The sequence below is a fragment of the Labedella gwakjiensis genome (assembly GCF_003014675.1).
GTDB classification, from domain to species: domain Bacteria; phylum Actinomycetota; class Actinomycetes; order Actinomycetales; family Microbacteriaceae; genus Labedella; species Labedella gwakjiensis.
Genome location: NZ_PYAU01000001.1, coordinates 1,417,353 through 1,443,819 on the forward strand (window position 1 = coordinate 1,417,353; position 26,467 = coordinate 1,443,819).

Sequence of the window (26,467 nt, forward strand, 5' to 3'; positions counted from 1 at the left end):
CGGCGGACGGCGGCCCGGGGCTCTCGGCTCGCGCCCATCGAGCCCGGGCCGCCGTCGAGGTCGATCAGCCCCGCGCGTCGGCGAGGATCTGGTCGCCCTGCTCCTGCGCCTGGTCGAGCGCCTGCTGCGCGGTGAGCTCACCGGCCATGAACTGCTCGAGCGCGGGCACGAGCGCCTTGCCCTCGACGTCGGAGAAGCCTTCGACGCTCGGGCGCACGTCGGCGTACTCGAGGGTCTCGATGAACGCCGCGTAGTGCGGGTCCTCGGTGAAGTACGGGTCGTTCGCCGCCTCGATGTTGGCCGGGATCCAGCCGGCGATCTTCCCGAAGTTCACGCCGTTCTCCGGCTGCGTCGTCCACCACTTCATGAACTCCCACGCGCCCTCGGCGTTCTTGGCGCCCTCGGGGATGACGAGTCCGAAGCCGCCCATGTAGGCGCCGGTGTCGCCGTTCGGTCCGGCCACGGGCGGGGTGACGCCGTACTCGAGACCGTCCACCTGGTCGAGCGTCGAGAGGGCCCACGGTCCGTCGTACTTCATGCTCATCGTGCCCTCGGCGAACGGGGTCGCCCCCTCGCCGAAGCCCTGCTGGAAGACTCCCTCGTCGAGGAGCTCCTGCCAGAACTCGAGCACCTCGAGGCCCTCAGGGCTGTTGAAGGCGGTCGCCGTCTCGTCCTCGTTGAGGAGCGAGCCGCCGGCCTGCGCGAGGTACTGGTTGAACAGGCCGGGGTCGCTCATGTCGAAACCGGCCCGCTCGAGCGTTCCGCCGTTCTTCTCCGTGAGCGCGACGGCCGCCGTCTTGAGCTCGTCCCACGTGGTGGGCGGCTCGATGCCGGCCTCGTCGAGCTGCGTCTGGTTGTAGAAGAGCGAGCGGTTGTCCACGAGGAGGGGCAGCCCGTAGAGCTCGCCGTCCACCTCCATCTCGCTGAGGGCCGGCGCGTAGAACGCGTCGAGGTCGACGGAGTCCTCCGCGACGAAGTCGTCGATGGAGGCGAGCGCGCCCTTCGGTGCATAGAGCGAGGTCTGGTAGCGGTCCCACAGGACCACGTCGGGCACCTCGCCACCGGCGAGCGCCGTGAGGAGCTTCTCCTCCACGAGTTCCTGCGCCACGTAGGAGACCTCGTAGTCGTCCTGCGATTCGTTGAACGCGGCCGCCTGCTCCTCGAGCTGGTCGATCTGCTCGCCGGACCACGAGCCCCACATGACGACCTTCTCTGCGCCGTTCGCGGCGGTGTCGCCGCCGCTCGAGCCGCAGCCCGAGAGCGCCACGACGCTCGCTGTGGCCAGGGCGATCCCGGCGATGGTGGTGATCTTCTTCATCGAATGTCTCCTTGGTGTGCTGGTGCTGGTGCTGTACGGGAATGCGGGGTGGATCGGGTGGGGGATGACGGGGAAGCAGGGGCGCGGAGGCTCATTTGCCCCCCGCGTGCGCGACGCCCTCGATGATGTATCTCTGGGCGACGATGAAGATGACGAGGACGGGCAGGCTCGCGACGACCGTGCCGGCCATGAGCGGGCCGAAGCTCGTCTCGTAGTTGGTGACGAACGAGGACAGTCCCACCTGGACGGTCATCATGTCGGGGTTGTTCAGCACGATGAGCGGCCACAGGAAGTTGTTCCACCCGGCCTGGAAGCTCAGGATCGCGAGCACCGCCATGCCCGCCTTCGCGAGGGGGAAGTAGACCTGGGCGAAGATGCGGAACTCGCTCGCACCGTCGATGCGCGCGGCCTCGCCGAGTTCGTCGGGGAGGGTCTCGAAGAACTGCTTCATGAAGAACACCGCGAACGCCCCGGCTGCGCCCGGCACGATGACGGCCGCGTACGTGTTGAGGAGCCCGAGGCCGCCCTGGCCGAAGAGGTCGTTCCCGCCGAAGAGGGGGAAGCCGCGCAGGATGAGGAACGTGGGGATCATCGTGACGATCCCGGGGATCATGAGCGACGACAGGAAGAGTGCGAAGACCCCGGCCCGCCCGCGGAACTGCAGCTTGGCGAGGGCGTAGCCGCCGAGACTGCCGAAGAACACGTTCGTGATCGCGCCGCCGCCGCCCAGGATGAGCGAGTTCACGAAGTACCGCCCGAAGGGCACGTCCTCGAACACCGAGAGGTAGTTGTCGAGCGTCGGGTTCGACGGGATGAGGTTGAGCGCCCCCGCGAGGATCTCGGTCGCCGGCTTGAGCGAGGTCGACAGCGTCCACACGAGCGGAGCGATCGTGATGACGCTCAGAACGGTCACGGCGACGTACCAGACGATCGTCCCGATCCGGGAGCGTGCGCTCTGCGGGCGGCGAGCACGGATCTCGGACACCGGGGTCGGCGTGGGCGTGCGTCGAGCAGAGGCCGCGGCGGACGCCCCCGCCCCGGTCGTGGTCGTGGTCGTGGTCGTGGTCGTGCGGACCTTCTCCGAGTCGATCGCGGTCATCGCGCGCTCACCGCCTTCCGGTCATGGCGGCGCGCTCGACGACGGTCGGCCGCATCGCTGCGCGGGTTGCTCAGTCGCGCGTTCGCGAGCGAGAAGATCAGGATGATGACGAAGAGCACGAAGGACAGCGCCGACGCGTAACCCATCTCGAGGGCCCCGAAGCCCTTGTTGTAGATGTAATAGACCATCGTGACGGTCGAGTTCCCCGGCCCGCCCTTCGTGAGGACGTAGGCCTGATCGAAGACCTGGAAGGCCCCGATGATGAGGAGGGTCGACACGAGGAACGTCGTACGCGAGAGCGATGGCAGGGTCACGTAACGGAACTGCTGCCATGCGTTCGCGCCGTCGAGCCGCGCCGCCTCGTACAGGTCGCCCGGCACGCCCTGGAGCCCGCCGAGGAAGATGATCATGTTGGCGCCGAAGCCGGCCCAGACGCTCATGAGCACGATCGCGGGCATCGCCCACTGCGAGTCGTAGAGCCACGCCGGGCCGTCGATCCCGATCCACCCGAGGGCCACGTTGAGCAGGCCCTTCTGCGGGTTGAGCAGCCAGTACCAGATCGTCGCGGTCGCCACGGTGGACGAGACGACGGGGATGTAGAAGAGGGTGCGGAAGAGTCGCACCGCCCGGTGGCTGCGGTTCAGGAGGATCGCGGAGCCGAGCGCGATCACGAGGCCGAGCGGCACGTAGAGCAGCGTGTACCAGGCGGTGTTGCGCAGCGAGATCCAGAAGAACGAGTCCTGGAAGATGCGTGTGTAGTTCTCGAGCCCCACCCACTCGGTGTCGCCCACGATCGCGTAGTCCGTGAAGCTGATGACGGCGGCGATGACCATCGGCAGCAGCATGAACACGAGGAACAGGGCGAGCGGCACGGCGAGGAAGATCCACGCGTTCCGCCGCATCTGGCGAGAGGTCGGGTGCGGCGGGCGCTTCCCGTTCGCAGCGTCGCGCCGTCGGCGTGTCCCGGCCCCGGCGGAGGGAGACTCGACGACGTCCGCCGGCAGCGCCCCCGGCGGCAGAGCGCCCGGAGTCGTCGCCTGCACGCTCACCGGACGCCCCCGGCGATCGCGGGGTCGCGGTCGAGGGTGCGGAGCCCGGCCACGTCGAGCACGAGCTCGCAGAACATCGCGTTCGCCCACGAGAACCAGGGCCGGGTGAAGAGCGACGGGTCGTCCTTGTGGAACGACTCGTGCATCACTCCGGTGCCGGCGTCCGTGCGGAGCATCGTGTCGATGAGGCGCCGCTTCTCGTCGGGGTCGGAGCTCGTGAGCCCCTCGATCGCAAGGCCGATCGGCCAGATGTAGCCATCGGGGGTGTGCGGGCTGCCCAGCCCGCGGGCCGCGAGGCCCTCGGTGAAGGTGGGGTTGTCGGGGCTCAGGATGAACGCGCGCGTCGCGAGGTAGAGCGGGTCGTCGGAGGCGCACCAGCCGATGAGGGGAAGCGAGAGCAGGCTCGGCACGTTCGCGTCGTCCATGAGCAGCCGCCCGCCGAGGCCGTCGACCTCGTAGGCGTAGACCTCCCCGTGTCCGGGCGTCGAGACGACGCCGTGGGCCCTGATGCCCTCCTCGATCTCGGAGCGGAGGGCCGCGGCGTCCGCTGCGAGATCCGCATCGCCCAAGACGTCGCTCGCGAGGTGCTCGACATCCTCGAGGACCGTCGCCGCGAAGGCGTTGCCCGGCACGTTGTAGCCGTAGGCGCACGCGTCGTCACTCGGGCGGAACGCCGACCACGACATCCCCGTCGGCGCCGTGAGCGGCCCACGCCCCTCGCGCACGAGGGTGTCGCTCAGCGGGGCGTCGTGCCGCTCGAAGCGGTATGTCGAGCGGTTCTCGTGGTCCTGCTCGATGCGCCACAGCTCGATCACCCGACGGACCCCGTCCACGAAGCGCTCGTCGAGGTGGTCCGTCCGTCCGGTGACGCGGTGGATGTCGCTCGCGAGGCGCAACGGGTAGCAGAGGGAATCGATCTCGTGTTTCCGCTCCCAGATGCGGGGCGAGGAATCCGTCAGGTCGCCCTGATGGCCGGCACCATTGGGCTCCGCGTTGAACGCGTTCGCGTAGGGGTCGTGGGCGACGTCGTCGAGCTGGCGCCGGTTGATCGCCACGAGCAGGTCGGCGAGACCCGGGTACTCCCTCGCGAAGTGAAGGTACGGGGCGAGCTGCGTCGTCGAGTCGCGCAGCCACATCGCGGGGATGTCGCCCGTGAGCACGAAGACGGTGCCGTCGGGCAGCGCCGTCATCGTGGCCTCGAGGGTGTCGGCGAAGCACCGGCGGAACACCTCGGCGATGCGCTCGCCGAGCCGCTCGGCGACGGCATCGCTCGCGTCGCGCACCAGGTCGGGGATCCAGTCACCATCGGTCGTGCTCACGCTGTTCCTCCTCGTCGAGTGGGCTCGCGGTCCACCGTTCGAGGCCGCATCGCCGTCCTCCTATTGTGCATGTTAAATATGTTTGAGCAAGCAATCAGGTCAGATTCGTTCGACATCCGTCCGATCTCCACGTCGATAGCCGCGGATACAGCAGACTCCGCCCGCCCCGTTCCGGCGCATTCGTTGACATCTCGTTCACCCGGGAGCACACTGAGCATTCAATATACTTTTATTGTTCGAGGAGGAACGATGAAGAAGAAGATCCCTCTGCTCGCCATCGCGGCGATCACCGGAGCGGCGCTCGTGGCGCCACTCCAGGCGCCCGCGCCGGCCGCGGCCTTCACATCCACCCAGGCGACGGAGGCGTTCGACGACTTCCTCGACGTGTACTGGGACGACGCGGCCGACTACTTCTACACGTACAGTGACCACCAGATCCACGCGGAGCACGCGCACGGACCTCAGGGCGGCCTCTACACCGACTACTGGTGGGAGGCGCAGCTCTGGGAGATGGTGATGGACCGCTACGAGCGCACGGGCGACGCGCAGTCCCGCGCGCTCATCGACGACGTGTTCGCCGGTTTCCAGGCGCAGTATCCCGACTTCCGCGAGAACGACTGGAACGACGACATCGGGTGGTGGGCCCGTGGCAGCATCCGCGCCTACGAGCTCACGGGTGACGCCGACTACCTCGCCGCGGCCGAGGAGATGTTCGCCTTCATCGCGCCGTACGAGGACACGACATACGGCGGCGGCATCTGGTGGAAGAACATCGACGTGGGTGACGGCACGCGCAACGAGAAGAACGTGGCCACGAACGCCACGGCGGTGTACACGGCGATGCGCCTCTACGCCGCGACGGGCGACACCACCTACCGGGCGACGGCCGTGAGGATCTACGACTGGCTCGACGCCAACTTCAACAACGCCGGACACCTGCGCGACCACGTCGCCGGCACCGGTCAGTACACCGACTGGGACTGGACGTACAACGAGGGCAACTTCGCGGGAGCCGCGCTCGAGCTGTGGCTCGACACCGGATCGGCCGCCTACCTGAGCGACGCGACCGACGCCGTCGACTGGGCCGTCGCAAACATGACGTCGTCCGGCACGCTCCTGCGCGAGGGCATCGACGACACGGGCGGGTTCAAGGCGATCCTCACCCGCAACATCCGCCACCTCGTCGATGAGGCCGGGCAGACGCAGTACGAGCAGTTCCTCACCGACAACGCCACGCAGGCGGCGAATCACGTGAACTCCGCGGGCATCGGCGGCTACGACTGGACGGCGCCCACGCCGGAACTCTCGAGCACCGCTCTCCAGAGCCTCGCAGCCGCAGCGACCGTCGCGGTGCTGCAGCAGGCGTCACCCGACGGCTACACGGGCGTGATCGAGGGCTCCGGCGTGTACGAGGCCGAGAACGCCGTGCGCAACGGCGTCGACTCGGAGAGCACGGCGGCCGGGAAGAGCGGGCGCGGGTACCTCGCCGGCTGGAACACGAGCGGCACGAGCGTCGTGTTCCACGTGAACGTCGTGGACGGCGGCACATACACGGTCGACCTGCGCTACGCGGCCGGGGCGGGCGACGCGACCCGTTCGGTGATCGTCGACGGAGGGTCGGCGACGTCCGTCTCCTTCCCCGGCACCTCGGGATGGGACCAGTGGGCGAGTGTCCCCACCACGGTGACGCTGACCCCCGGCCACAACACGATCACCGTCTCATACGACACGGGAAGCTCGAACTACCTGAACCTCGACCGCCTCACCCTCGCCCTCTGACCCCGCCCCACCCCACCCCACCCCACCCCGAAAGGGCTACTCCCGAGCGAGGGCGCCAGCTATACCTGGCGCCCTCGTTCGGTATCTGCAGCCCTCGACGCGGCTCCGCGGGGCTTCAGGCGGCGGAACCCTGCCCGCGACGGTCGGCGATCTCCTTGCCGGAGCGTCGTGCGTGCTCCTCGGCCTGCTCCTTGAGGTCGGCGGCGACCTCGGTGAACTGGTCGAGCGCCGGGTTCACGCCCACGAGGGTGAACGGACGCTCCACTACGCGGAGATCGAGGCCCCACACGTCGGCGAACGCGCGACGCAGCCACGGCGTCGAGTGGTCCCAGCCCGCCTTCGGCGAGCCCTCCGCGTAGTTGCCGCCGAGGACCGTCACAAGAGTCGCCGGCTTGCCGCGGAGGGCGGTGCCCTGCGGGTCGATCCGCGGGTCCGTGTACGCGAGGTCGAACCACGTCTTGACGTGCTGCGAGACCCCGTAGTTGTACAGGGGGATGGCGAAGAGGATCGCGTCCGCGTTCACGAGTTCGTCCGCGAGGGTCGTCGCGAGCGCACGGGCCTCGCGCTGCGCATCCGTGCGGTTCTCCTCGGGCGTGAATCCGCCGGTCACGGCGTTCTGCCACGCCGTCGCCGGGATGGGGTCGGCCGCGAGGTCGCGGCGCACGACGGGGGACGTCGGGTGCGCGTCCGTCCATTCCTTCTCCACGAGATCCGCGAGTTCGCGGCTCGCGGAGGTCTGGGGCATGATGCTGGCATCGAGGCGGAACAGGGTCACGGAGGAGTCCAATCGAATCGAGATCATACGCTCTGTTTTTCAGAGCGACTCAGATAACGCTAGCACGGTAGAATGATGCGATGGCGACCCCGAGCAATGATGCGCACGCGTGCGACGCGTCGGTCACACTCGCCTTCTCCATCCTGGGCAAGCGCTGGAACGGCATGATCATCGACGTCCTCGGCGGCGGCCCGTTGTCGTTCGCGGCCCTCCGTCGTGCGGTCGGCGGTATCAGCGATGCGATGCTCTCCGACCGCCTCACCGAACTCGCCGAGGTCGATCTCCTGACGCGCGTCGTGACGCCGGGACCGCCGGTCTCCGTCACCTACGAGCTCACCGACAAGGCCGTCGAACTCCTCCCCATCCTCGAGCAGCTCGGCGGCTGGGCGCGCGTCAACCTGCCGACCCCCCAGGGGCGCTAGCGCTCGAAGCGCCGATCGGTGATCCAGCTCGGATCCTCGCCGTGCTCGTACGCATACGCGCGGGCTTCGGTGCGCGCCTGGTTCCACTCGTCGGCGAGTCGACGCATTCCGGGCTTCGCCTCGAGCCCCGGCACGCGGTGCAGAACGTCCAGTGCCAGGCGGTACCGGTCGAGGTCGTTGAGATGCACCATGTCGAACGGCGTCGTCGTGGTGCCCTTCTCGATGAAACCGCGCACGTGGATGTTCGCGTGGTTCGTCCGGCGGTAGGTGAGCTGATGCACGAGCGACGGGTAGCCGTGGAACGCGAAGATCACGGGACGGTCGGTCGTGAAGAGGGCGTCGAAGTCCTCGTCCGACAGACCGTGCGGGTGATGATCGGGATCCTGCAGCTTCATGAGGTCGGTCACGTTCACCACGCGCACCCGCAGCTCGGGCACGCGCTCCCGGAGGAGCTGCGCGGCGGCGATCGCCTCGAACGTGGGGACGTCGCCGGCGCAGGCGATGACGACGTCCGGATCCTCGGCACCGGGCAGACCGAGCGGAGCGGCGGTACCCGCCCAGTCCCACGCGGAGGCGCCCGCCGCCACGTGGGCCCTGGCCTCCTCGAGCGACAGCCACGACGGCTGCTCCTGCTTGCCCGCCACCACGACGTTGACGCGGTTCTCGGTACGGAACACGTCCGCCATCGTGACGAGCAGGGTGTTGGCGTCGGGCGGGAGGTACACGCGGACGACCTCTGCGCTCTTGTTGACCACGACCCCCAGGAAGCCGGGGTCCTGATGGGAGAACCCGTTGTGGTCCTGCCGCCACACGTGGGAGGACAACAGGTACGTGAGAGATGGGATGGGCTTCCGCCACCGCACCGTCGACGCCGACTCGATCCACTTGGCGTGCTGGTTGAACATCGAGTCGACGATGTGCACGAACGCCTCGTACGACGTGATGAGCCCGTGACGCCCGGTGAGGAGGTAGCCCTCGAGCATGCCCTGCATGAGGTGCTCGCTGAGCGCCTCGATGACACGGCCGTCGGTGGCGAGGTGCTCGTCGGTCGGGAGGGTGGGCAGCTGCCACGCCCTGTCCGTCTCCTCGAATACGGCCTGGAGGCGGTTGGACGCGACCTCGTCCGGCCCGAAGAGACGGAAGGTGCTGGGGTTCATGGCGACCACATGGCGGAGCCACTCCCCGAAGACGCCCGTGGCACCGACGTCGGCGCCGCCCTCGCGGTCGGACGGCACGGCGTGCGGGGTGATCTCCGGGAGGTCGAGCGGCGCGACGGTGCCCCCGTTGGTGTGGAGGCTCGCGCTCATGCGCATGCCTCCGACCGGCCGCAACGCGTCGAGGACCGACGTGGGTGTGCCGTCCGCCTCGAAGAGCTCCTCCGGGCGGTATGACCGCAGCCACCTCTCGAGCTGGGCGAGGTGGTCGGGGTCATCCCGCACGCCCGACAACGGCACCTGGTGGGCGTGGAACGTGTTCTCCACCGGCGCGCCGTCGACCTCGACCGGCCCCGTCCACCCCTTCGGGGTGCGGAGAACGATCACCGGGGGCTTCTCGGTGGTGCGGTCGGCGAGCGTCTCGGCGTCGCGCGCACTCGTCCAGATGCGGCAGATGCGGTCGTACGCCTCGTCGAGGGCCGCCGCCATCCGTTCGTGGACCCGCATCGGGTCCTCGCCGTCGAAGCCGCCGGTCACGAGGATCGGCTCGTAGCCGTGGCCGTGGAAGAACTCGACGAGCTGCTCCTCGGGGATCCGGGCCAACAGGGTGGGGTTCGCGATCTTGTAGCCGTTGAGGTTCAGGATCGGAAGGACCGCGCCGTCGGTGCGGGGATCGAGGAACGCGTTGCCCCACCAACTCGTGGCGAGCGGTCCCGTCTCCGCTTCACCGTCGCCGATGACGCACGCCACGACGAGGCCGGGGTTGTCGAGTGCCGCACCGTAGGCGTGCATGAGGGAGTAGCCGAGCTCCCCGCCCTCGTTGATGGATCCTGGTGTCTCGGGTGCCGCGTGCGACGGGATGCCGCCGGGGAACGAGAACTGTCGCACGAGGCGTCGCAGGCCGGCCTCGTCGGGCGTGACGTCGGGGAAGAGCTCGGAGTAGGTGCCGTCGAGCCACGTGTTCGCGACCATCGCGGGACCACCGTGGCCCGGACCGCAGACGTAAATCGTGGGCACGCCCTTCTCCACGATGACGCGGTTGAGGTGCGCGTACACGAGGCTCAGCGCGGGCGACGTGCCCCAGTGCCCGAGGAGACGGGGTTTGATGCCCTCGCGATCCAGCGGCTTCCGCAGCAGCGGGTCGCCCATGAGGTAGATCTGTCCGACGCTCAGGTAGTTGGCGGCACGCCACCACGCGTCGACCGTGGACAGGGGGATGCTCGCGGTCACGCTGTCGCTCGTCACGGTGTCGTTCGTCACACTGTCGCTCGTCACGGTGCGGGGGCGTCGCCGTCCGTCGGCTCGGGTTCGGTGGGCACTCCGGCGGGCGCCGACCCGCCCTCGAACGCCGACCAGTCGATCGCCGCATCGCTCACCATGGGGCCGTGGCCGCCCGTGGTCTCGTCCGATCCGGCACCACCGGGGGTCGCGCTGTCGGTGCGGTCGGCCCCCTCACTCGGACGCGCATCGTCGTCACCGAGGTCGGTGCCGAGCCCCTCGTCTCCGAAGCCACCCGTGCCGAGCCCCTCGGGAGCGAGCTCCGGGTCGACGCCTTCCGGTCCTGTGCTGCTCTGATCAGTCATGACTCCACGGTAGGCACGACCACCGACACCACGCACGGCCTTGCAGTCGTCCGACCGTCGGGGTAGCGGTCGGGTCCACCCCGAAACACCGCGGCCATCCGACCGAAACACGCCACGAGTACCGTGACCGCATGACAGACCGACAACGGCGAGACCACGATTCAGCCGGGGTGTCGGCGTGAGCGCGCTCCTCTCCCTCGCCGTGAGCGGGCGTCGCGTCGTCTTCGTGGGTGGCGGCCGCGTGAGCGCGCGTCGCGCCCGCTCGTACGTCGACGAGGGCGCGGACGTGATCGTCGTGGCGCCGGTCGTGGACGTCGAGCTGCGAGCGCTCATCGACGGCGGACTCGTCACCTGGATCGACGGGTTCGTGTCGCCGACCCACCTCGACGGAGCCTGGATCGTGCACACCGCGACGGGCGATCCAGCGGTCGATCTCCTCGTGGCGAGCTGGGCGGACGAGCGCCGGATCTGGTGCATCAACGCGGGGAGCGGAACCGACGGGAGCGCGCGCAGCGTCGCCACCGCGCGGGCCGGCGAGGTCACCGTCGGCGTCTCCTCGGCGCACGGCTCCGATCCCCGCCGGACGCGCGCGATCTGCGACGCCCTCGCAGACCACGTCTCGACGGGGGGCGTCGACCTGCGCCGCGTCCGTCGCGGGTCCGCCGCCGATGGCCGGGTCGTCCTCGTGGGCGGCGGCCCCGGCGACCCCGATCTCCTCACCGTGCGAGCGCGGATGGCTCTCGCGCAGGCGGACGTCGTGGTCGCCGACAGGCTGGGACCGCGGACGGTGCTCGACGACCTCGCCCCGGGCGTCGAGATCATCGACGTGGGGAAGACGCCGCACCACCACCCCGTCCCGCAGGAGGAGATCAACCGCATTCTCGTCGACCGGGCGTCGCGCGGCGACGTCGTGGTGAGGCTCAAGGGCGGCGACCCGTTCGTGTTCGGTCGCGGTGGCGAGGAATTCGTCGCCTGCCGCGAGGCCGGGATCCGCGTGGAGGTCGTCCCCGGCATCTCGAGCGCGCTCGCCGTCCCGGCGGCGGCCGGCATCCCCGTGACGCACCGGGGCGTCGCGCGCGGCTTCCTCACCGTCACAGGACACGAGGCGGTCGACGACGACGCCCTCGCGCTCATGCGGGGCGGACGCACCACCGTCGTCGTGCTGATGGGTGTCGCCGCGCTGCCGCTCATCGTCGAGCGCGCCCTCGCCTCCGGCGTCGACGAAGCCCTGCCCGTCGCGATCGTCGAGAACGGCACCACGGCGGAGCAGCGGTCCACACGCGCGCCGCTCTCGGCGATCGTGGGCGCGGCCACGCGCGTCGGCGTGCGGAACCCCGCCGTCATCGTCTTCGGCGAGGTGGCGCGCTTCGGGCTGCTCGACCCCATCCTCGCTCCTGCCCACCTCTCGGCGATCCCCGCGGCCCGTGAGGCGGAGGACACACGACGGTGACGGCCGGGCAACGGTGCGGAAACGGCGGGCGATTAGCGTCGAGTACGGACGGACGGAGAACCTGATGACTCGACAGCCCGAACCGGAACCTGTCGTGGAACGACGGCCGGACCGACAGGCGATCGTCGTCGCGGGCGGGCGTGCATCCCGACTCGGGGGAATCGACAAGTGCGCTCTCGAGGGGAACGGCACGAGCCTCCTCGAGCGCGCGCTCCTGGCCGCCGGACCGGTCGACACCGTCATCGTCGGCCGTGGCACGGTCACGCAGAGCGCGACACGCGTGCGGTACGTCGATGAGACTCCGCGCTTCGGCGGCCCCGTCGCGGCGATCGCGGCGGGCCTCGCCTCCCTCGACGGCCAACCGTGGACGCTCGTTCTCGCCGGCGACCTGCCGGAGGTCGGCTCGGCCGTTCCCCTCCTGCTCGCGGCCTTCGGTCGCCCGCGATTCCCCGCCGCCGTCGACGGTGTCGTCGCCGCAGACGGGGGCGGGCGCGTTCAACCGCTCCTCGGCCTGTACCGCACGACGGCGCTCGAGCGGGCGCTCCACGCGCTCCCGGCGATCGACGGCGCCTCAGTGCGCGCCCTCCTCTCCCCGCTCGTTCTCGCGGCGATCACGGTGCCGCATGCGTCCTGCGCCGACGTCGACACCCCGGACGACGTGCGCCGCTTCGGACTCTCGCTCCCCGACGGAGCCGCGGGGGTCGAGCGTGTCGCCTGACGACTCCGCCGCGATCGACGCGTGGCTCGACCGCATCGTCCCCGTGCTCGACCTTCCCCGCGAACTCGTCGACACACCCCTCGTCCTGGACCTCGCCCGCGACGCCGCCCACGGGGTCGCTAGGCCGGCCGCGCCGCTCACGACGTTCCTCCTCGGGCTGGCGCTCGGGAGGGGAACGGCCTCGCCCGCCGAGCTCGAACGGCTCGCGGACGTCATCACCGAGGAGCTGCCGTGACACTGCTCTCACCGGTGGACGGGCGCGTTCACGAGGCGTCGGCGACGGCCACCGCGGGTCGAGGGCACCGTGGGGTGGGTGTGGACTGGCACGAGGCACGCCGCATCGCGTGGGCTCTCGGAGCGGCCGCGCCCGTCCGCATCGAGACCGTCGACATCACCTCAGCCTCCGGTCGCGTGGCGACGGACGTCGCCCGCGCTCTCGCGCCGCTCCCCGGTTTCGACTCCGCCGCGATGGACGGGTGGGCGCTCGGACCCGGAGACGGTCCATGGCGGATCGGCGACGCGATCCCGATGGGGAGTGCGCCCGATCCCGTCGTCCTCGCCGCGGGGACCGCGCGCCCCCTCACGACCGGCGGCCCTGTGCCCGCCGGCACCCACGCGGTGCTCCGCAGCGAGGACGGCGTCGCGGACGGAGGACTCCTCCGGGCCACGCGGGTTCCCTCCCCCGGGGCCCACATCCGTCGCGCCGGGGAGGAATCGGCGGGCGGCGAGGTGCTCGTGCGCTCCGGCGACCTCCTCACTCCCCCGCGGTGCGCCCTCCTCGCGGCGGGCGGCCACGACGCCGTGCGCGTGCGCGCCCGTCCCCGCGTCGCCGCGCTCACCCTGGGCGACGAGGTGCACGGGCGGGGTGTGCCGAGGCCCGGTTCGGTGCGCGACGTGTTCGGCCCGTCCGTTCCGCCCATCATCGTCGCGTTCGGAGCGGAGGCCGGGCCCGCGCGTGCCGTGCCGGACGATCTCGACGGCACCGTCGCCGCCCTCGAGGAGGCCATCGGCGGACTCGGGGGCCCGCGGGCGGACATCGTCGTGACCACCGGGGGCACGGCGCACGGCACGGGCGATCATCTCCAGGCTGCGCTCGGTCTGGTGGGTGCGCGCATCGTCATCGACGGGGTCGCCGTGCGACCCGGGCACCCGGTGATGCTCGCGGTGCTTCCCGACGGCCGCGTGGTCTTGGGGCTTCCGGGCAATCCGCTGGCGGGGCTGCTGTGCCTCGTCGCTCTCGGCGGACCGCTTCTCGCCGGGGCCCTCGGGCGTCCCCTCCCCGCGCTCGGGACGGCCGTCGCGGCGGACGCACTGCCGAATCCGACGCGATCCACGCGCCTCGTCGCGTGTGTGAGGGCGGACAGCGGCGATGCCGCGGGCCCGGCGCGCGTGCTGGCGCTCGGGCGGCAGGACTCGGCGATGCTCCGCGGGCTCGCATCGGCGGAGGCCGTCGCGGTCGTGCCGCCGGGCGGCGTCGCCGCCGACGAGACCGTGGAGACCCTGCCTCTGCCCTGGTGAGGCGCCTCGTCAGACCGGGACGGCCGTGCGGGCCAGGATCTCCGCGATGCGACCAGTGCAGCCGCCGCAGCCGGTACCGGCGCGCGTCGCCGATCCGATGCACGCCACGGTGTCGTTGCCCGCAGCGGCCGCCTCCGTGATGGTGGCGACGGAGACGCCGTTGCACCAGCACACTGTCGCGTCGGGCGCGAAGGGGTCGCCCGTCACCGCGGCCCCCGCGTCGGGAGCGTCGAGGCGCAGGAGGCTCGAGCGGTCGGCGGGCAGCTCCGACCCCCGCTCGAACAGAAGGGTCAACTCGGCGGCCAGGCGCGGGAAGCCGACGGTGACGAAGCCTGAGAGCACGCCCCCGACGGTGACGAGCTTCGCGTATCCGCCGCGCGCCGGATCGGCCCACACCGTCACCTCGGGGTGGTCGCCGCAGCCCGGCGCGTGCGGCGCGGCGTCCCACAGCTCGGCACTCGTGTCCCCGGCGGCCACGAGGTCGACACCCTCGGCCTTGAGCATCACGACGGCCGGCCGAGCATCGGCGAGTGCGGGGGTCGCGGCTGCGGCACTCGCGGCCTCGGCCGCGATCCGTGCGGCGAGCCAGTCGGCCTGTCGCCATCCCGGACCGACGAGCCCGCTCGGTCCGCCCGGCACCCGGCCGTCGGGGAGCGCCGAACCGCGCGGCGCCACGTGGGCGCAATCGCCGATCGCGTACACGTCGCGGTCGGTCCAGCTGCGGAGCTCTTCATCCACCAGGATTCCGGTGGACACGGCGAGGTCGGCGGACGCCGCGAGTTCCGTGCGTGCACCGACCCCGCACGAGAGTACGAGGAGGTCGCCGTGGATCTGCTTCCCGTCGGCGCACACGAGGGCGTCGAATCGCGCGTGTCCGTCGTCGTCGTGGGAGAGGAGCACGCTCTCCGATCGCGCGTGCGCGACCATGTCGACGCCGGCCGCACGCGCCGCCGCCGCGAGCATCCGCCCGCCGCCCGTGTCGAGATTCCGGCCCATCGGGATGTCGCCGTGGTAGACGACGACCACCTCTGCGCCCTGCTCGGCAGCGGCGAGCGCGAGTTCCACACCGAGGACGCCCGCACCGAGGACGACGATGCGCGAACCGGCGGCGACGGCCGATCGCACGGTGCGCGCGTCGTCGAGGTCGCGCAGCGCGACGACGTTCCCGGGCAGCGGTGACGCCCCCCTGTCGAGTCCGTCAGGGGTGAGGGAGCGGACGCGGCGATCGCGCCGCGCCCTCTCCATCCCGGCGAGCGTCGGGACGTTGGCGCGCGCGCCTGTGGCGAAGACGAGTCGGTCGTAGGCGATCCGCTCGTCGTCGTGCAGGCGCACGACGTGGCGGGCGCGGTCGATCCCCACCACCGCGGCTCCGAGCCGGAACACGACTCCGGCGTCTTCGGCGACAGCTCGGTCGCCCATGTCGAGGCGCTCCCGGTCGGCGCGACCCACGGCGTACTCGGCGAGAAGCACCCGGTTGTAGGCGTCTTCCACCTCCGCCCCCACCACGGTGAGGGCGACGATGCCCGCGCGCACGGCCGGGATCAGCCCCTCCACGAGCCGCGCGCCCACCGGACCGTAGCCGACGAGCACGACCCGCTCGGGACGTGCCGCGGGGAAGACGGCGTCACGCATCGATCGCTCCGTCCGGTCGGACCCACACGCGCGTGCGCTTGAACTCGGGCATCGACGAGACGGGGTCGACCGCGGCTTCGGTGAGCAGGTTGGCGCACTGCTCGCCGGCGTAGTGGAACGGGAGGAACACGGTGTCGTGGCGGATGTCCGCCGTGACCGTCGCTCGCGCCCGTACGGTGCCGCGCGCATTGCCGACGGCGACGACGGCCCCCTCGCCTATGCCGAGCCGAGACGCCGTGGCCGGGTGGATCTCGAGGCGCGCCTCCGGCCGCGCGTCATCGAGCTCGCGCACGCGCCGCGTCTGCGTCCCCGACTGGTACTGCTGGAGATAGCGCCCCGTCACGAGGGTCAGTTCGCCGCCCCGATCCGTCACGTCGGTGCGCGCGGGGTCCGGTGTCACGGCGACGAGCCGCGCGCGGCCGTCCGCGTGGCCGAAACGGTCGGCGAAGAGGCGGGGTGTTCCGGCGCTGCCGACGGGGAACGGCCAATACGCCTCCACCCCCGTATCGAGGAGGGCGTGAGAGAGACCGGAGTAGTCGGCGACGCCGCCGGCGGAGGCACGAGCGAGCTCGTCGAAGACCTCAGCCGGCTCGGTCGACCACGTCGACGGCGCGTCGAGCCGGCGCGCGAGTTCGCTCAGGATCCACAGCTCGCTCCGCACGCCGTCCGGGGCCGCGAGCGCGCGCCGCCGCCGGAGGACGCGCCCCTCGAGCGAGGTCATCGTCCCCTCCTCCTCCGCCCACTGTGTGACCGGCAGGACGACGTCGGCGAGCGCCGCCGTCTCCGAGAGGAAGAAGTCGCACACGACGAGAGTGTCGAGCTCCGCGAGACCGGCCCGGACGGCGTCCGCGTCGGGGGCGGAGACGACCACGTTCGAGCCGTGCACGAGGAGGCAGTGCACGGAGCCGCCGAGTTCGCCGAGGAGCGCGACGGCCGGAAGACCCGCTCCCGGGAGCGACTCGGGGTCGACGCCCCACACGCTGGCCACGTGAGCTCGCGCCTCGGGGTCGCGGATGGACCTGTAGCCGGGCAGCTGGTCGGCCTTCTGCCCGTGCTCGCGCCCGCCCTGCCCGTTGCCCTGGCCGGTGAGCGTGCCGTAGCCCGACCCCTCGCGGCCGACGAGGCCGAGGACGAGCGCCAGGTTGATGGCGGCCGTGGCGGTGTCGGTTCCATCGACGTGCTGCTCCACGCCGCGCCCCGTGAGGATGTAGACGCTGTCGCCCGCGAGTCGGCGAGCCGTGGACCGCAGGAGCTCCACGGGGACACCCGTGGTCGCGGCGGTGCGCTCCGGCCACCACGCGGAGACGCTGCGCCGCACGGCGTCATAGCCGCTGGTGCGATCGGCGAGGTAGGCCGTGTCGGCGAGACCCTCCGCGATGACGAGGTGGGTGAGGCCGAGCAGGAGGGCCAGGTCGGTTCCGGGGGCCGGCTGCAGGTGCGTGCCGCCGCCGTCCTCCGTGAGCCGCGCCGTCGCGGAGCGCCGTGGGTCCACCACGACGAGGCCCGCACGGGACCGGGCTCCGCTCAGGTGACCGATGAACGGCGGCATCGTGGCCGCCACGTTGGAGCCGAGCAGGAGGATCGTGTCAGCGGTGTCGAGGTCGGAGACGGGGAACGGGAGGCCGCGGTCCACCCCGAAGGCGCGATTGCCTGCCGCAGCGGCCGAGGACATGCAGAACCGCCCGTTGTAGTCGATGCGCGACGTGCCGAGGGCGACCCGGGCGAACTTCCCGAGTTGGTAGGCCTTCTCGTTCGTGAGACCGCCGCCGCCGAACACCGCGACGGCGTCCGAGCCGTGGCGCTCCTGAGCGGACCGGACGCCCGCCGCGACGGTGTCGAGCGCGTGCTCCCACGACGCCTCGACGAACGTGCCATCCGCCTGCTTGAGCAGCGGGGCGGTGAGGCGCTGTCCGCTCGCGAGCAGCTCGGCCGACGTCCATCCCTTGGCGCACAGTCCGCCGCGGTTCGTGGGGAAGGCGCGACCCGTCACCGTCACCGGCGTCGTGCCGGGCGCGGGGTCCACGGTCGGAGTGAGCGTCATCGCGCACTGCAGCGCGCAGTAGGGGCAGTGCGTGTCGGCCGGGGCCGTCGCGAGCGGAGTGGCCATCTAGATCCGCGTCCCGGTGCGACGGGCGAGCCGCAGGTAGACGCCGGCGGTGATGACGAGCATCCCCGCGTAGGCCATCACGAACCAGCCGAGGGCTGTCGAGTAGTCGCCGAAAGTCGTCTTCGACAGGCTCAGCAGCTGGGGGATGACGAAGCCGCCGTACGCCCCGATCGCGGAGATGAGACCGAGCGCCGCAGCCGAGGTGCGCTGCGCGCCAACCCCGTCGCCGCCACGGGCGCGGGCCCGGAGCGCGAATACGGTCGGGATCATGCGGTACGTCGCCCCGTTCCCGATCCCGGCGGCGGCGAACAGCACGAGGAAGCACAGGAGGAAGATCCAGAAGTTCTGCAGCGGCAGGGTCACGATGACACTCGAGGCGCCGATCCCCATCGCTACGAAGGAGCCGATCGTGATCGCCGCGCCGCCGAAACGGTCGGCGAGACGCCCGCCGAAGGGCCGCGAGACGGAACCGACGAGCGAGCCGAGGAACGCGAGGGAGAGCGTCGCGGAGCCCACGGCGAAGGCCGAGAACTCGGGGAATGTGTCGGCGATGAGTTTCGGGAACACCCCGGCGAAGCCGATGAAGGAGCCGAACGTGCCGATGTAGAGCACCGCGAGGATCCACAGGTGCGGCTCCCGCAACGCCGAGAGCGACGCGGCCACGTCCGCCTTCGCCGTGGACAGGTTGTCCATCCGCTTCCACGCCCCCACGATCGCGATGAGGATGAGGGGGATCCAGACGAGGCCGGCGAGGGGGAGGTTGAGGGTCGCGGCCGCGCCGATCGTGATGGCGATGGGCACGACGAGCTGCGCGACGGACGCGCCGAGGTTGCCGCCCGCGGCGTTGAGCCCGAGCGCCCAGCCCTTCTGCGCGTGCGGATAGAAGAAGGTGATGTTGGCCATCGAGCTCGCGAAGTTGCCGCCGCCGAATCCGGCGAGCGCCGCGATGAGGAGCATCACGCCGAAAGGCGTCTCCGGGTTCGAGACGGCCACGGCGAGCCCGATGCTCGGGATGAGGAGGAGGGCGGCCGAGACCATCGTCCAGTTCCGTCCGCCGAAGCGCGGCACCATGAACGTGTACGGGATGCGAAGGGTCGCCCCCACGAGGCTCGGCATCGAGATGAGCCAGAAGATCTCGCCGGTCGTGAATTGGAAGCCCGCGGCGGGGAGCGAGACGACGACGACGCTCCAGAGCTGCCAGACGACGAATCCGAGGAACTCGGCGAAGATCGACCAGCGCAGGTTCCGCGTGGCGACGGCTTTTCCCTCCGAGTCCCACTGGGCGGTGTCCTCCGGGTCCCAGCCGTCGATCCACCGTCCGGGTCGGCGGGTGATGCCCGACCCGGACGGCGCGGTGGGAGCGCTGGGCGGGGCGGTCGTGGGGGCGGTGATGGTGGGCGGAGCAGCGGTCATGATGTCCTCCGGTGAGTGACGTGCGGACGGTGAGTGACGTGCGGACGGTGAGAGGTGGACGGGGGCGGGTCAGGTAACGCGGCGGTCACGAACCGCCGACGGGGTCGAGTCGCTCACGCGTTCCGTCCGAAGAGCTCGGAGACGATGGAGACGAGTTCGACGGGCGGGGCGTCCTCCGCAGTGAGGAGCGGAGCGCTCGTGACGTCGCCGCCCGCCGCCACCGCGAGTCCGGCGAAGTAGCCGGGGGCGAGCAGATAGCTCGCCACGGCGACGCGGGCACCGGGGTGTGCGAGCCGTTCGGCGGCGACAGCCTCCGGTAGGCGCGGTTCGGCGGCGGAGATGAAGGAGACCGTCACGTCACGGTCGAGGAGTGCCGCGAGCAGCCGACCGGTCGTGTGGCAGTCGGCCACCGCCGACGCGTCGCTCGACCCGGCCGCGGCGAGCACGATCCGGTCGTCGGGGCCGAGCCCGGCCTGCGCGAGCCTTCGCGCGAGCACGTCGGCGAGCCGCGGGTCGGGACCGAGCGCCCCGGTGACCCGCATGGGACGTTCGGCCTCCTGCGCGGCCTCCGCGAGATCGACGTGCACGTGGTAGCCGGCCGAGAGCAGGAGAGGGACGACGACGGCCGGGCGGTGGGGCTCGAGCGTCGCGAGGGTCGACGGCACGTCGGGCTCCTGCACGTCCACGAAGGAGTCGAGAACGTCGATCGCGGGGTTGAGGCGGCGCACCGCGTCCACGAGAGCTGCGACGGCCGCGCGACCGGCGGGATCGGAGGTTCCGTGCGAGGCGGCGACGAGTGCGGTGCGCTGGACCACCTCGATCACACCGTCGTTGTCTCGCACCGACCACACGGGGAGCCGCAGGTCGGGCTTCGTGTAGCAGTGGCCGGTCTCGAGGTCGAAGACGTCCTTGTGCAGGGGCGAGGCGATCGTCGCGCGCTGGTGTCCGTCCACCGCCTTCGAGCCCACGATTCCGCGAGACATCACGGCGGAACCCGTGGCCGGGTCGTGATTCGACACCGCGAACACCCGCCCGTCGGGCAGGAGGAACAGGGCGAGCTGCACGCCACCGACGATCGCGGCCTCTCCCCAGAGCGGCTCGAGCTCGAGGCGATTGCAGACGGGCGCCCACACGGTGCTCGGCGCGGGGGCCAGCTGGTCGAGGAGTGTCATGGTCTCGCCTTCACGATGGGGTGTCGGTTCTCGATGCGGTGACGCCACGATATGTGCGCGACGTTTCGGGCAGTGACGCGGTGGGTGTCACCGGCGTAACGAAGGCCTCTCGGGCCCGGATCGGGGGCGTGAGGTGCCGGTCACACGGCGTTACGTCGGGGCAACGGCGGCGAAACCGCCCGTCCGTAGCTTGGGGCCATGACGGAAGAAGGTGCCTCATGAGCACGATCGGGAACGCCGTGAGCGGCACGGAGAGCACGGCTCGGGGCCGCCGCATCCTCGTGGTGGGGGCTGGCCCCGCCGCCCACCGCCTCGTCGATGCACTCGATGCCCGCATCGCCGCGGATCCGATCGCCGGGGCGATGCCCCTGGACATCGTCGTGGTCGGCGAGGAGGTCCACCGCCCCTACGACCGCGTGGCGCTCTCCAGGCGGCTCGAGGGCACGATCGACCTCACGCTCGGCGACGGCTCGCTCTGGGAGCGCGCCACCCTCGTCACGGGCTCGACAGTCACGGGCCTCGACACCGGGAGCCGCACGATCACGCTCGCCGACGGCCGCACGTTCGCCGGCGACGAGATCGTCCTCGCCACAGGGTCCTCGGCGACCGTCCCGCCCATCCCCGGCGCGGAGCACGGCCGCGTCTACCGCACGCTCGAGGACGTCGACTCCCTCGTGACCGACCTCGCATCGTTCCGGGAGCGGCGGGGTCGCGCGGCGAACGTCGTGGTGGTCGGCGGAGGCCTTCTCGGACTTGAGGCCGCCGGCGGCGCCCACCGTCTCGGCGCCCGCACCGTCCTCGTCCACTCCGGTCGCTGGCTCATGAGCGCGCAGCTCGACGAGGGCGCCGGCCAGGCGCTCGGCCGCATCATCGGCGGCCAGGGCATCGAGCTGCACCTCGGGTGCCGGCCCACCGAGGTCATCACGTCCCCCACCGGAAAGGTGCTCGGTGTCGCGCTGACGGACGGCTCCTCCGTGAACGCCGACATGGTGGTCTTCTCCATCGGCATCACGGCGCGTGACGAGCTCGCGCGTGCGGCGGGCGTCGAGACCGCGTCGCGCGGGGGCGTCGTCGTCGACGAGGCATGCCGGACGAGCAGCCCCCATGTGTGGGCGATCGGCGAGGTCGCGGCGATCGACGGCCGCACCGTCGGTCTCGTCGCCCCCGCGAACGCGATGGCCGAGGTCGTCGCCGACCGACTCCTCGGCGGCGACGCGACCTTCCCCGGTGTCGACGACGCCACGAAGCTCAAGCTCTCGGGTGTGGAGGTCGCGAGCTTCGGCGACGCACTCGGAACTGCGCCCGGCGCTCTCGAGGTCGTCTACGCCGACCCGGCCAGGGGGCTGTACCAGAAGGTCGTGGTCTCGGACGACGCCCGCACGCTCCTCGGCGGCATGTTCGTGGGCGACGCCGCCCCCTACTCCTCCCTCCGTCCACTACTCGGGCGCGAGCTGCCCGGTGAGCCGAGCGCGTATCTCGCCGCGGCGGGCGCCGAGGCCCCGGCCGGCGTCGAGCTGCCCGACGACGCCCAGCTCTGCTCGTGCAACAACGTCTCCGTCGGCGACGTGCGCCACGCGATCACGGACGGATGCACCGACCTCGGCGAGCTGAAGGCGTGCACGCGCGCCGGCACCCAGTGCGGATCGTGCGTTCCCCTCGTGAAGAAACTCCTCGACACCGAGCTCACGAAGGCCGGCGTCGAGGTCTCGCGGGCGCTCTGCGAGCACGTGTCCCTCAGCCGCAGCGAACTCTTCGAATCGGTGCGCATCCTCGGACTCAGCTCGGCCGAGCAGGTCTTGGAGCGCTTCGGGCAGGGTCTCGGCTGCGACGTCTGCAAGCCCGTCATCGCCTCCATCCTCGCGACGCAGACGAACGGCTACATCCTCGACAAGGGCCAGGGACCGCTTCAGGACACGAACGACCGAGCGCTCGCCAACATGCAGAAGGACGGCACGTACTCGGTCGTGCCGCGCATCGCGGGTGGAGAGATCACGCCGGCGAAGCTCAAAGTGATCGCCGAGGTGGCCGAGCAGTACGGCCTCTATACGAAGATCACCGGCGGCCAGCGGATCGACATGTTCGGGGCTCGGCTCGAGCAGCTGCCCGAGATCTGGCGCATCCTGGTCGACGCCGGCTTCGAGTCCGGTCAGGCGTACGGGAAGTCGCTCCGCACCGTGAAGTCGTGCGTCGGCTCCACGTGGTGCCGTTACGGTGTGCAGGACGCCGTGGCCATGGCGATCTTCCTCGAGGAGCGCTACCGCGGGCTGCGCTCTCCGCACAAGTTCAAGGCCGGCGTGAGCGGCTGCGCCCGCGAGTGCGCGGAAGCACGCAGCAAGGACATCGGTGTAATCGCCACCGAGTCCGGCTGGAACCTCTACGTCGGCGGCAACGGCGGCTACCAGCCGGCCCACGCCCAGCTCCTCGCGCAGGACCTCGACGACGACACCCTCGTCCGCTACATCGACCGCTACGTCATGTACTACGTGCGCACCGCTGAGCGGCTGCAGCGGACGGCGCGCTGGCAGGAGGATCTGCCCGGAGGGCTCGACCACGTGCGCGAGGTCGTCGTCGAGGACTCGCTCGGCATCGCCGCGGAGCTCGAGGCGGCAATGGCCACCCACGTCGACACGTACGTGGACGAGTGGGCTGCGACGCTCGCCGACCCCGAGCGGTTGAAGCGGTTCCGCTCGTTCGTCAATGCCCCCGACACGGCCGATCCGCACGTGAGCACGGTGCGCGAGCGCGGCCAGAGCCGCCCGGCCGGCGACGGCGAGCGTGCCGGCGGCACCGTGCTCGTGGCGGGGGCGACGATCCCCGTCGGGCCGGGTTCCGTCGGAACCTCCGGCGGGGCGTCCTGATGCAGCTCTCGATCGATCTCACGGGACGACGGGTCCTGGTCGTCGGAACGCCGGCCGGCGCCCGCCGAATCCTCGCGCGCTACCGGGCCGCCGGGGCGCGCGTCGAGCGCGTCGACGCCCCGATCGCGCTCTCGATCCTCCGCTCCGCCGGCATGACACGCGTGGACGTGCCCTCCCTCGTTGTGATCGCGGATGCGGCCGGCGACGCGGCGGCCGGCGCAGCGGTGACCGACGCGGCGAGCGCCGTGGGTGCGTGGTCGACGCGCGAGGACCCGGCTCCCGTCCGCTCGCGTGGGCACGTGAGCATAGTCGGGGGCGGACCGGGCGACCCCGACCTCATGACCCTCGCCGCACGACGCGCCCTCGCCGAAGCGGACGTCGTCCTGTTCGATCGCCTCGGCCCGCAGGACGGGATCGCCGGGTGGGCACCGGGGGCCGAGCTCATCGACGTGGGCAAAACGCCTGGACACCACGCCGTCCCCCAGGATGAGATCGAGCGGCTCATCGTCGACCGTGCTCTCCGCGGCCTCGACGTCGTGCGGCTCAAGGGAGGCGACCCGTTCGTGTTCGGGCGCGGCTCCGAGGAGGTACGCGCGTGCCGCGCCGCAGGCGTGCCGTTCACGATCGTGCCCGGCGTGACGAGCGCCGTCTCCGTTCCCGCCGCCGCGGGCATTCCCGTGACGCACCGCGAGGTGAGCCGCTCGTTCACCGTCGTCTCCGGGCACGCGCCCTTCTCCGACGAGGAGCTCGGACATCTCGCCGGCATCGGCGGGACCCTCGTCGTCCTCATGGGCGTCGGCACGCTCCCGCACCTCGTCGCGGGATTGCAGCGCGCAGGGATGAGCGCGGACATGCCGCTGGCGATCGTCGAGCGTGGCTGGTCGGACGCTCAGCGCACCACGGTCTCGTCGGTCGGCGCTGTGCGCGAGCTGCTGCCGCGACTCGCGCCACGCTCACCCGCCGTGATCGTCATCGGCGAGGTCGTCCGGCAGGCGACGTGCGAGAATGCCGAAGATCCCGAGAGCATCGCCCACGCGGTCGATGCGCTCGCGCCATACAGCGATCTGACGACGTAGACCGAGGGGCCCATGACCACGACCGAACCTCCCGAGTCGGATGCCTCGCTTCCCGGGTTCCGGCCGGATCAGCTCGTCGGTTTCCGCATCGGCGTGACCTCCGATCGCCGTTCGGAGGACCTCATCGCGGCGTTCGAGCGGCGGGGCGCCGATGTGACGCACGCCCCCACGATCCGCATGCGCGGCGTCGACACGGAGGGCGTGCTCGAGGCGGAGACGCGGGCGATCGTGGCCGCGCGGCCCGATGTGCTCCTCGCGACCACGTCGTACGGCGTCCGGCGCTGGCTCGAGGCAGCCGACGCGGCCGGCATCGGCGACGAGCTCACCGAGGCGCTGTCCGAGGCGCGCATCCTCGTCCGCGGCCCGAAGGCACGCGGGGCGATCCGCGCGGCGGGGCTCGACGACCACGGCATGAGCGAACGGGAGACGACGACCTCTCTCGTCGACCTCGTGCTGCGCTCGGGGGTCGACGGGCAGACCATCGCGGTGCAGCTCCACGGCTTCACCGATCCGGCGCAGCTCGCGCGCCTCCAGGAGGCGGGCGCCACCGTGCTCACCGCGGCGCCCTACCGCTGGACGGTGCACGAGGACACGGCGCGCGTCGTGCGCCTCCTCGACGCGATCTGCACGGGCGGCCTCGACGCCGTCACGTTCACGAGCGCGCCAGCCGTGGAGGCGCTCTTCTCCGTGGCGGAGGAGGCCGGCCGGCTCGACGCGGTGCAGACGGCGTTCCGGGAATCCGTGGTCGCGGCGGCCGTGGGCCCGGTGACGGCCGCGCCGCTCGTGGCCGCTGGGATCCTCCCGATCGTTCCGGACCGCTTCCGGATGGGCGCGCTCATCCGTCTCCTGTGCGAGCACCTGGAGCAGAACACTCCACGCATCGAGACCGCGTTCGGAGCGCTCGAGCTGCGGGGGCGTATCGTGTCCCTCGACGGACACCAGGTCTCTCTCACCCCGGTGGCGCTGTCGCTATTCCGCACCCTCGTCGCCGCGGAGGGTTCGACCGTCGCCCGGAACGTGCTCGCCGCCTCGGCCCCCGAGGCCCTCGACGACCACGCCGTGGACGTGGCCATCAGTCGCCTCCGACAGGCCCTGCCCGAGCCGCGGCTCGTCGCCACGGTGATCAAGCGCGGCTACCGCCTCGCGACCCCTGTATGACGGCCCCCTCCCGAGTTGTCACATCCCGCGGGTGTCCAGTGCCCGACATCCGCCTCCTGCGTCCACCCCGCCACCCCTTCCCAGCGAGTTGACGCAGACGGCGGATGTTCCGCTGCGAAACACGCACAATGCGACCACTCGAGGGAAGACCTCCACGGCCCGTCTGGCAGGCTGGACCGATGAGCACCCCGATGGACGATGCGCTCTGGTCGCGGGACGACGACGGCACCTCTCCCCTCGTCGTGCTGCTGCACGGGCAGGGCGGAACCGAACGCGACCTCGCGCCGGTGTTCCCGCTGCTCCCGCCGGAGGTCGTCGCGGTGTCGCTGCGCGGAACGCATCCCGACGGTGCGGGCTTCTCCTGGTTCGTGACCCCGGAAGGTGTCCGCGAGGCGACGGCCGAGCACGTCGCTCCCGCAGCCGACGCCCTCATCGCGCTGACGCGCTCGCTCACGAGCGACCCGAGCGACCCGGACGATCCGGACGCGGCTGGCCGCCGCCCCGTCGCGCTCGTCGGCTACTCGCAGGGCGGCGCCGTCGCGATCCACGTGCTGCGGCGAGCGCCGCGGTCCGTCGACACCGCCGTCATCCTCGCGGGTTTCCTCGGCGTCGGCGACGAACCGGGCGACGACGAACTCCTCGACGTGCGCCCTCCCGTGTTCTGGATGCGGGGGCTGCGCGACGAGAGCAACACCCTCATGGACGTGCAGCGGGTCGCGTACTTCCTCCCGCCGCACTCCACGCTCACGACGGCGGAACACCCGCTGCTCGGCCATGAGCTCTCCGAGCCGTTCTTCGCGGCGACGGCGCGCTCCGTCTCGGCGTGGGCTGCGCGGCTCCCGGGCCCCGCCTGAACGCACGAACGCG

General features: G+C 71.3%; 21 protein-coding genes. 10 read left to right on the top strand and 11 right to left on the bottom strand.

All coding sequences use genetic code 11. The features are described 5' to 3' along the window. Positions 1-64: 64 nt before the first annotated feature. The 4 genes from CLV49_RS06615 to CLV49_RS06630 form a co-directional block, all read right to left on the bottom strand. Positions 65-1,318, bottom strand: coding sequence for an ABC transporter substrate-binding protein (locus CLV49_RS06615; RefSeq protein WP_106562834.1), 1,254 nt, complete (start codon positions 1,316-1,318; stop codon positions 65-67). Positions 1,319-1,409: 91 nt separating this feature from the next. Next, positions 1,410-2,417 carry a carbohydrate ABC transporter permease gene (locus CLV49_RS06620; protein ID WP_106562835.1) on the bottom strand — a complete coding sequence of 336 codons (1,008 nt, stop codon included), beginning with the start codon at positions 2,415-2,417 and terminating at the stop codon, positions 1,410-1,412. Next, complete coding sequence (locus CLV49_RS06625; RefSeq protein WP_243696665.1) at positions 2,414-3,466, bottom strand: carbohydrate ABC transporter permease; 1,053 nt, start codon at positions 3,464-3,466, stop codon at positions 2,414-2,416. Before CLV49_RS06625 ends, CLV49_RS06620 begins: the two co-directional genes overlap by 4 nt. Continuing rightward, positions 3,463-4,785, bottom strand: a complete 1,323-nt coding sequence (locus CLV49_RS06630) for a glycoside hydrolase family 125 protein (RefSeq protein WP_106562836.1) — start codon at positions 4,783-4,785, stop codon at positions 3,463-3,465. The genes CLV49_RS06625 and CLV49_RS06630 overlap by 4 nt, the downstream gene beginning before the upstream one ends. A 249-nt stretch (positions 4,786-5,034) precedes the next feature. Here CLV49_RS06630 and CLV49_RS06635 point away from each other — a divergent pair, with 249 nt between their 5' ends. Then, complete coding sequence (locus tag CLV49_RS06635; RefSeq protein WP_158261923.1) at positions 5,035-6,564, top strand: glycoside hydrolase family 76 protein; 1,530 nt, start codon at positions 5,035-5,037, stop codon at positions 6,562-6,564. A 115-nt stretch (positions 6,565-6,679) separates the two neighbouring features. On the opposite strand, the gene CLV49_RS06640 is transcribed toward CLV49_RS06635, so the two are convergent. Continuing rightward, a complete protein-coding gene (locus CLV49_RS06640; protein WP_106564930.1) occupies positions 6,680-7,339 on the bottom strand; it encodes an FMN-dependent NADH-azoreductase in 660 nt (219 codons plus the stop codon). 80 nt (positions 7,340-7,419) lie between these two features. On the opposite strand from CLV49_RS06640, the gene CLV49_RS06645 reads away from it, so the two are divergent. Continuing rightward, the gene (locus CLV49_RS06645; protein ID WP_106562838.1) at positions 7,420-7,761 is read left to right on the top strand and encodes a winged helix-turn-helix transcriptional regulator; all 342 of its coding nucleotides are present in this window, start codon (positions 7,420-7,422) and stop codon (positions 7,759-7,761) included. On the opposite strand, the gene CLV49_RS06650 is transcribed toward CLV49_RS06645, so the two are convergent. Beyond that, the gene (locus CLV49_RS06650) at positions 7,758-10,175 is read right to left on the bottom strand and encodes a phosphoketolase family protein (RefSeq protein ID WP_208019817.1); all 2,418 of its coding nucleotides are present in this window, start codon (positions 10,173-10,175) and stop codon (positions 7,758-7,760) included. The genes CLV49_RS06645 and CLV49_RS06650 overlap by 4 nt on opposite strands. Before the next feature lie 11 nt (positions 10,176-10,186). After that, positions 10,187-10,498, bottom strand: a complete 312-nt coding sequence (locus CLV49_RS06655; RefSeq protein WP_106562839.1) for a hypothetical protein — start codon at positions 10,496-10,498, stop codon at positions 10,187-10,189. A 178-nt stretch (positions 10,499-10,676) separates the two neighbouring features. Between CLV49_RS06655 and cobA (CLV49_RS06660) the strand changes: the two genes are divergently transcribed. The 4 genes from cobA (CLV49_RS06660) to CLV49_RS06675 all read left to right on the top strand — a co-directional run bounded on the left by cobA (CLV49_RS06660) (position 10,677) and on the right by CLV49_RS06675 (position 14,184). After that, entirely contained in the window at positions 10,677-11,948 is a 1,272-nt protein-coding gene (gene cobA, locus CLV49_RS06660; protein ID WP_106562840.1) for a uroporphyrinogen-III C-methyltransferase, read from the top strand. Between the two features lie 64 nt (positions 11,949-12,012). Further along, positions 12,013-12,666 (top strand): molybdenum cofactor guanylyltransferase, encoded by a 654-nt coding sequence (gene mobA / locus CLV49_RS06665; RefSeq protein ID WP_106562841.1) that lies wholly within the window; start codon positions 12,013-12,015, stop codon positions 12,664-12,666. Beyond that, entirely contained in the window at positions 12,656-12,901 is a 246-nt protein-coding gene (locus tag CLV49_RS06670) for a DUF6457 domain-containing protein (protein ID WP_208019863.1), read from the top strand. The genes mobA and CLV49_RS06670 overlap by 11 nt, the downstream gene beginning before the upstream one ends. Then, positions 12,898-14,184, top strand: a complete 1,287-nt coding sequence (locus tag CLV49_RS06675) for a molybdopterin molybdotransferase MoeA (protein ID WP_106562842.1) — start codon at positions 12,898-12,900, stop codon at positions 14,182-14,184. Before CLV49_RS06670 ends, CLV49_RS06675 begins: the two co-directional genes overlap by 4 nt. A 9-nt stretch (positions 14,185-14,193) precedes the next feature. Here the strand turns inward: CLV49_RS06675 and CLV49_RS06680 are convergent, their stop codons facing one another. The 4 genes from CLV49_RS06680 to nirD form a co-directional block, all read right to left on the bottom strand. Then, positions 14,194-15,816: an FAD-dependent oxidoreductase gene (locus tag CLV49_RS06680; protein ID WP_106562843.1), complete on the bottom strand. Its 1,623-nt coding sequence runs from the start codon at positions 15,814-15,816 to the stop codon at positions 14,194-14,196. Then, on the bottom strand, positions 15,809-17,923 hold the full coding sequence (locus CLV49_RS06685) for a molybdopterin oxidoreductase family protein (RefSeq protein WP_106562844.1): 2,115 nt from the start codon (positions 17,921-17,923) through the stop codon (positions 15,809-15,811). Before CLV49_RS06685 ends, CLV49_RS06680 begins: the two co-directional genes overlap by 8 nt. Next, entirely contained in the window at positions 17,924-19,336 is a 1,413-nt protein-coding gene (locus CLV49_RS06690) for an MFS transporter (RefSeq protein ID WP_106562845.1), read from the bottom strand. A 113-nt stretch (positions 19,337-19,449) separates the two neighbouring features. Continuing rightward, the gene (nirD, locus tag CLV49_RS06695; RefSeq protein ID WP_106562846.1) at positions 19,450-20,508 is read right to left on the bottom strand and encodes a nitrite reductase small subunit NirD; all 1,059 of its coding nucleotides are present in this window, start codon (positions 20,506-20,508) and stop codon (positions 19,450-19,452) included. Positions 20,509-20,726: 218 nt separating this feature from the next. On the opposite strand from nirD, the gene nirB reads away from it, so the two are divergent. The 4 genes from nirB (at position 20,727) to CLV49_RS06715 (ending at position 26,454) form a co-directional block, all read left to right on the top strand. Then, on the top strand, positions 20,727-23,366 hold the full coding sequence (nirB, locus tag CLV49_RS06700) for a nitrite reductase large subunit NirB (RefSeq protein ID WP_106562847.1): 2,640 nt from the start codon (positions 20,727-20,729) through the stop codon (positions 23,364-23,366). Beyond that, a complete protein-coding gene (gene cobA, locus CLV49_RS06705; protein ID WP_106562848.1) occupies positions 23,366-24,442 on the top strand; it encodes a uroporphyrinogen-III C-methyltransferase in 1,077 nt (358 codons plus the stop codon). Before nirB ends, cobA (CLV49_RS06705) begins: the two co-directional genes overlap by 1 nt. Positions 24,443-24,454: 12 nt before the next feature. Beyond that, positions 24,455-25,600, top strand: a complete 1,146-nt coding sequence (locus CLV49_RS06710; RefSeq protein WP_106562849.1) for a uroporphyrinogen-III synthase — start codon at positions 24,455-24,457, stop codon at positions 25,598-25,600. A 179-nt stretch (positions 25,601-25,779) separates the two neighbouring features. After that, positions 25,780-26,454 carry an alpha/beta hydrolase gene (locus CLV49_RS06715; RefSeq protein WP_158261924.1) on the top strand — a complete coding sequence of 225 codons (675 nt, stop codon included), beginning with the start codon at positions 25,780-25,782 and terminating at the stop codon, positions 26,452-26,454. Positions 26,455-26,467: the final 13 nt, after the last annotated feature.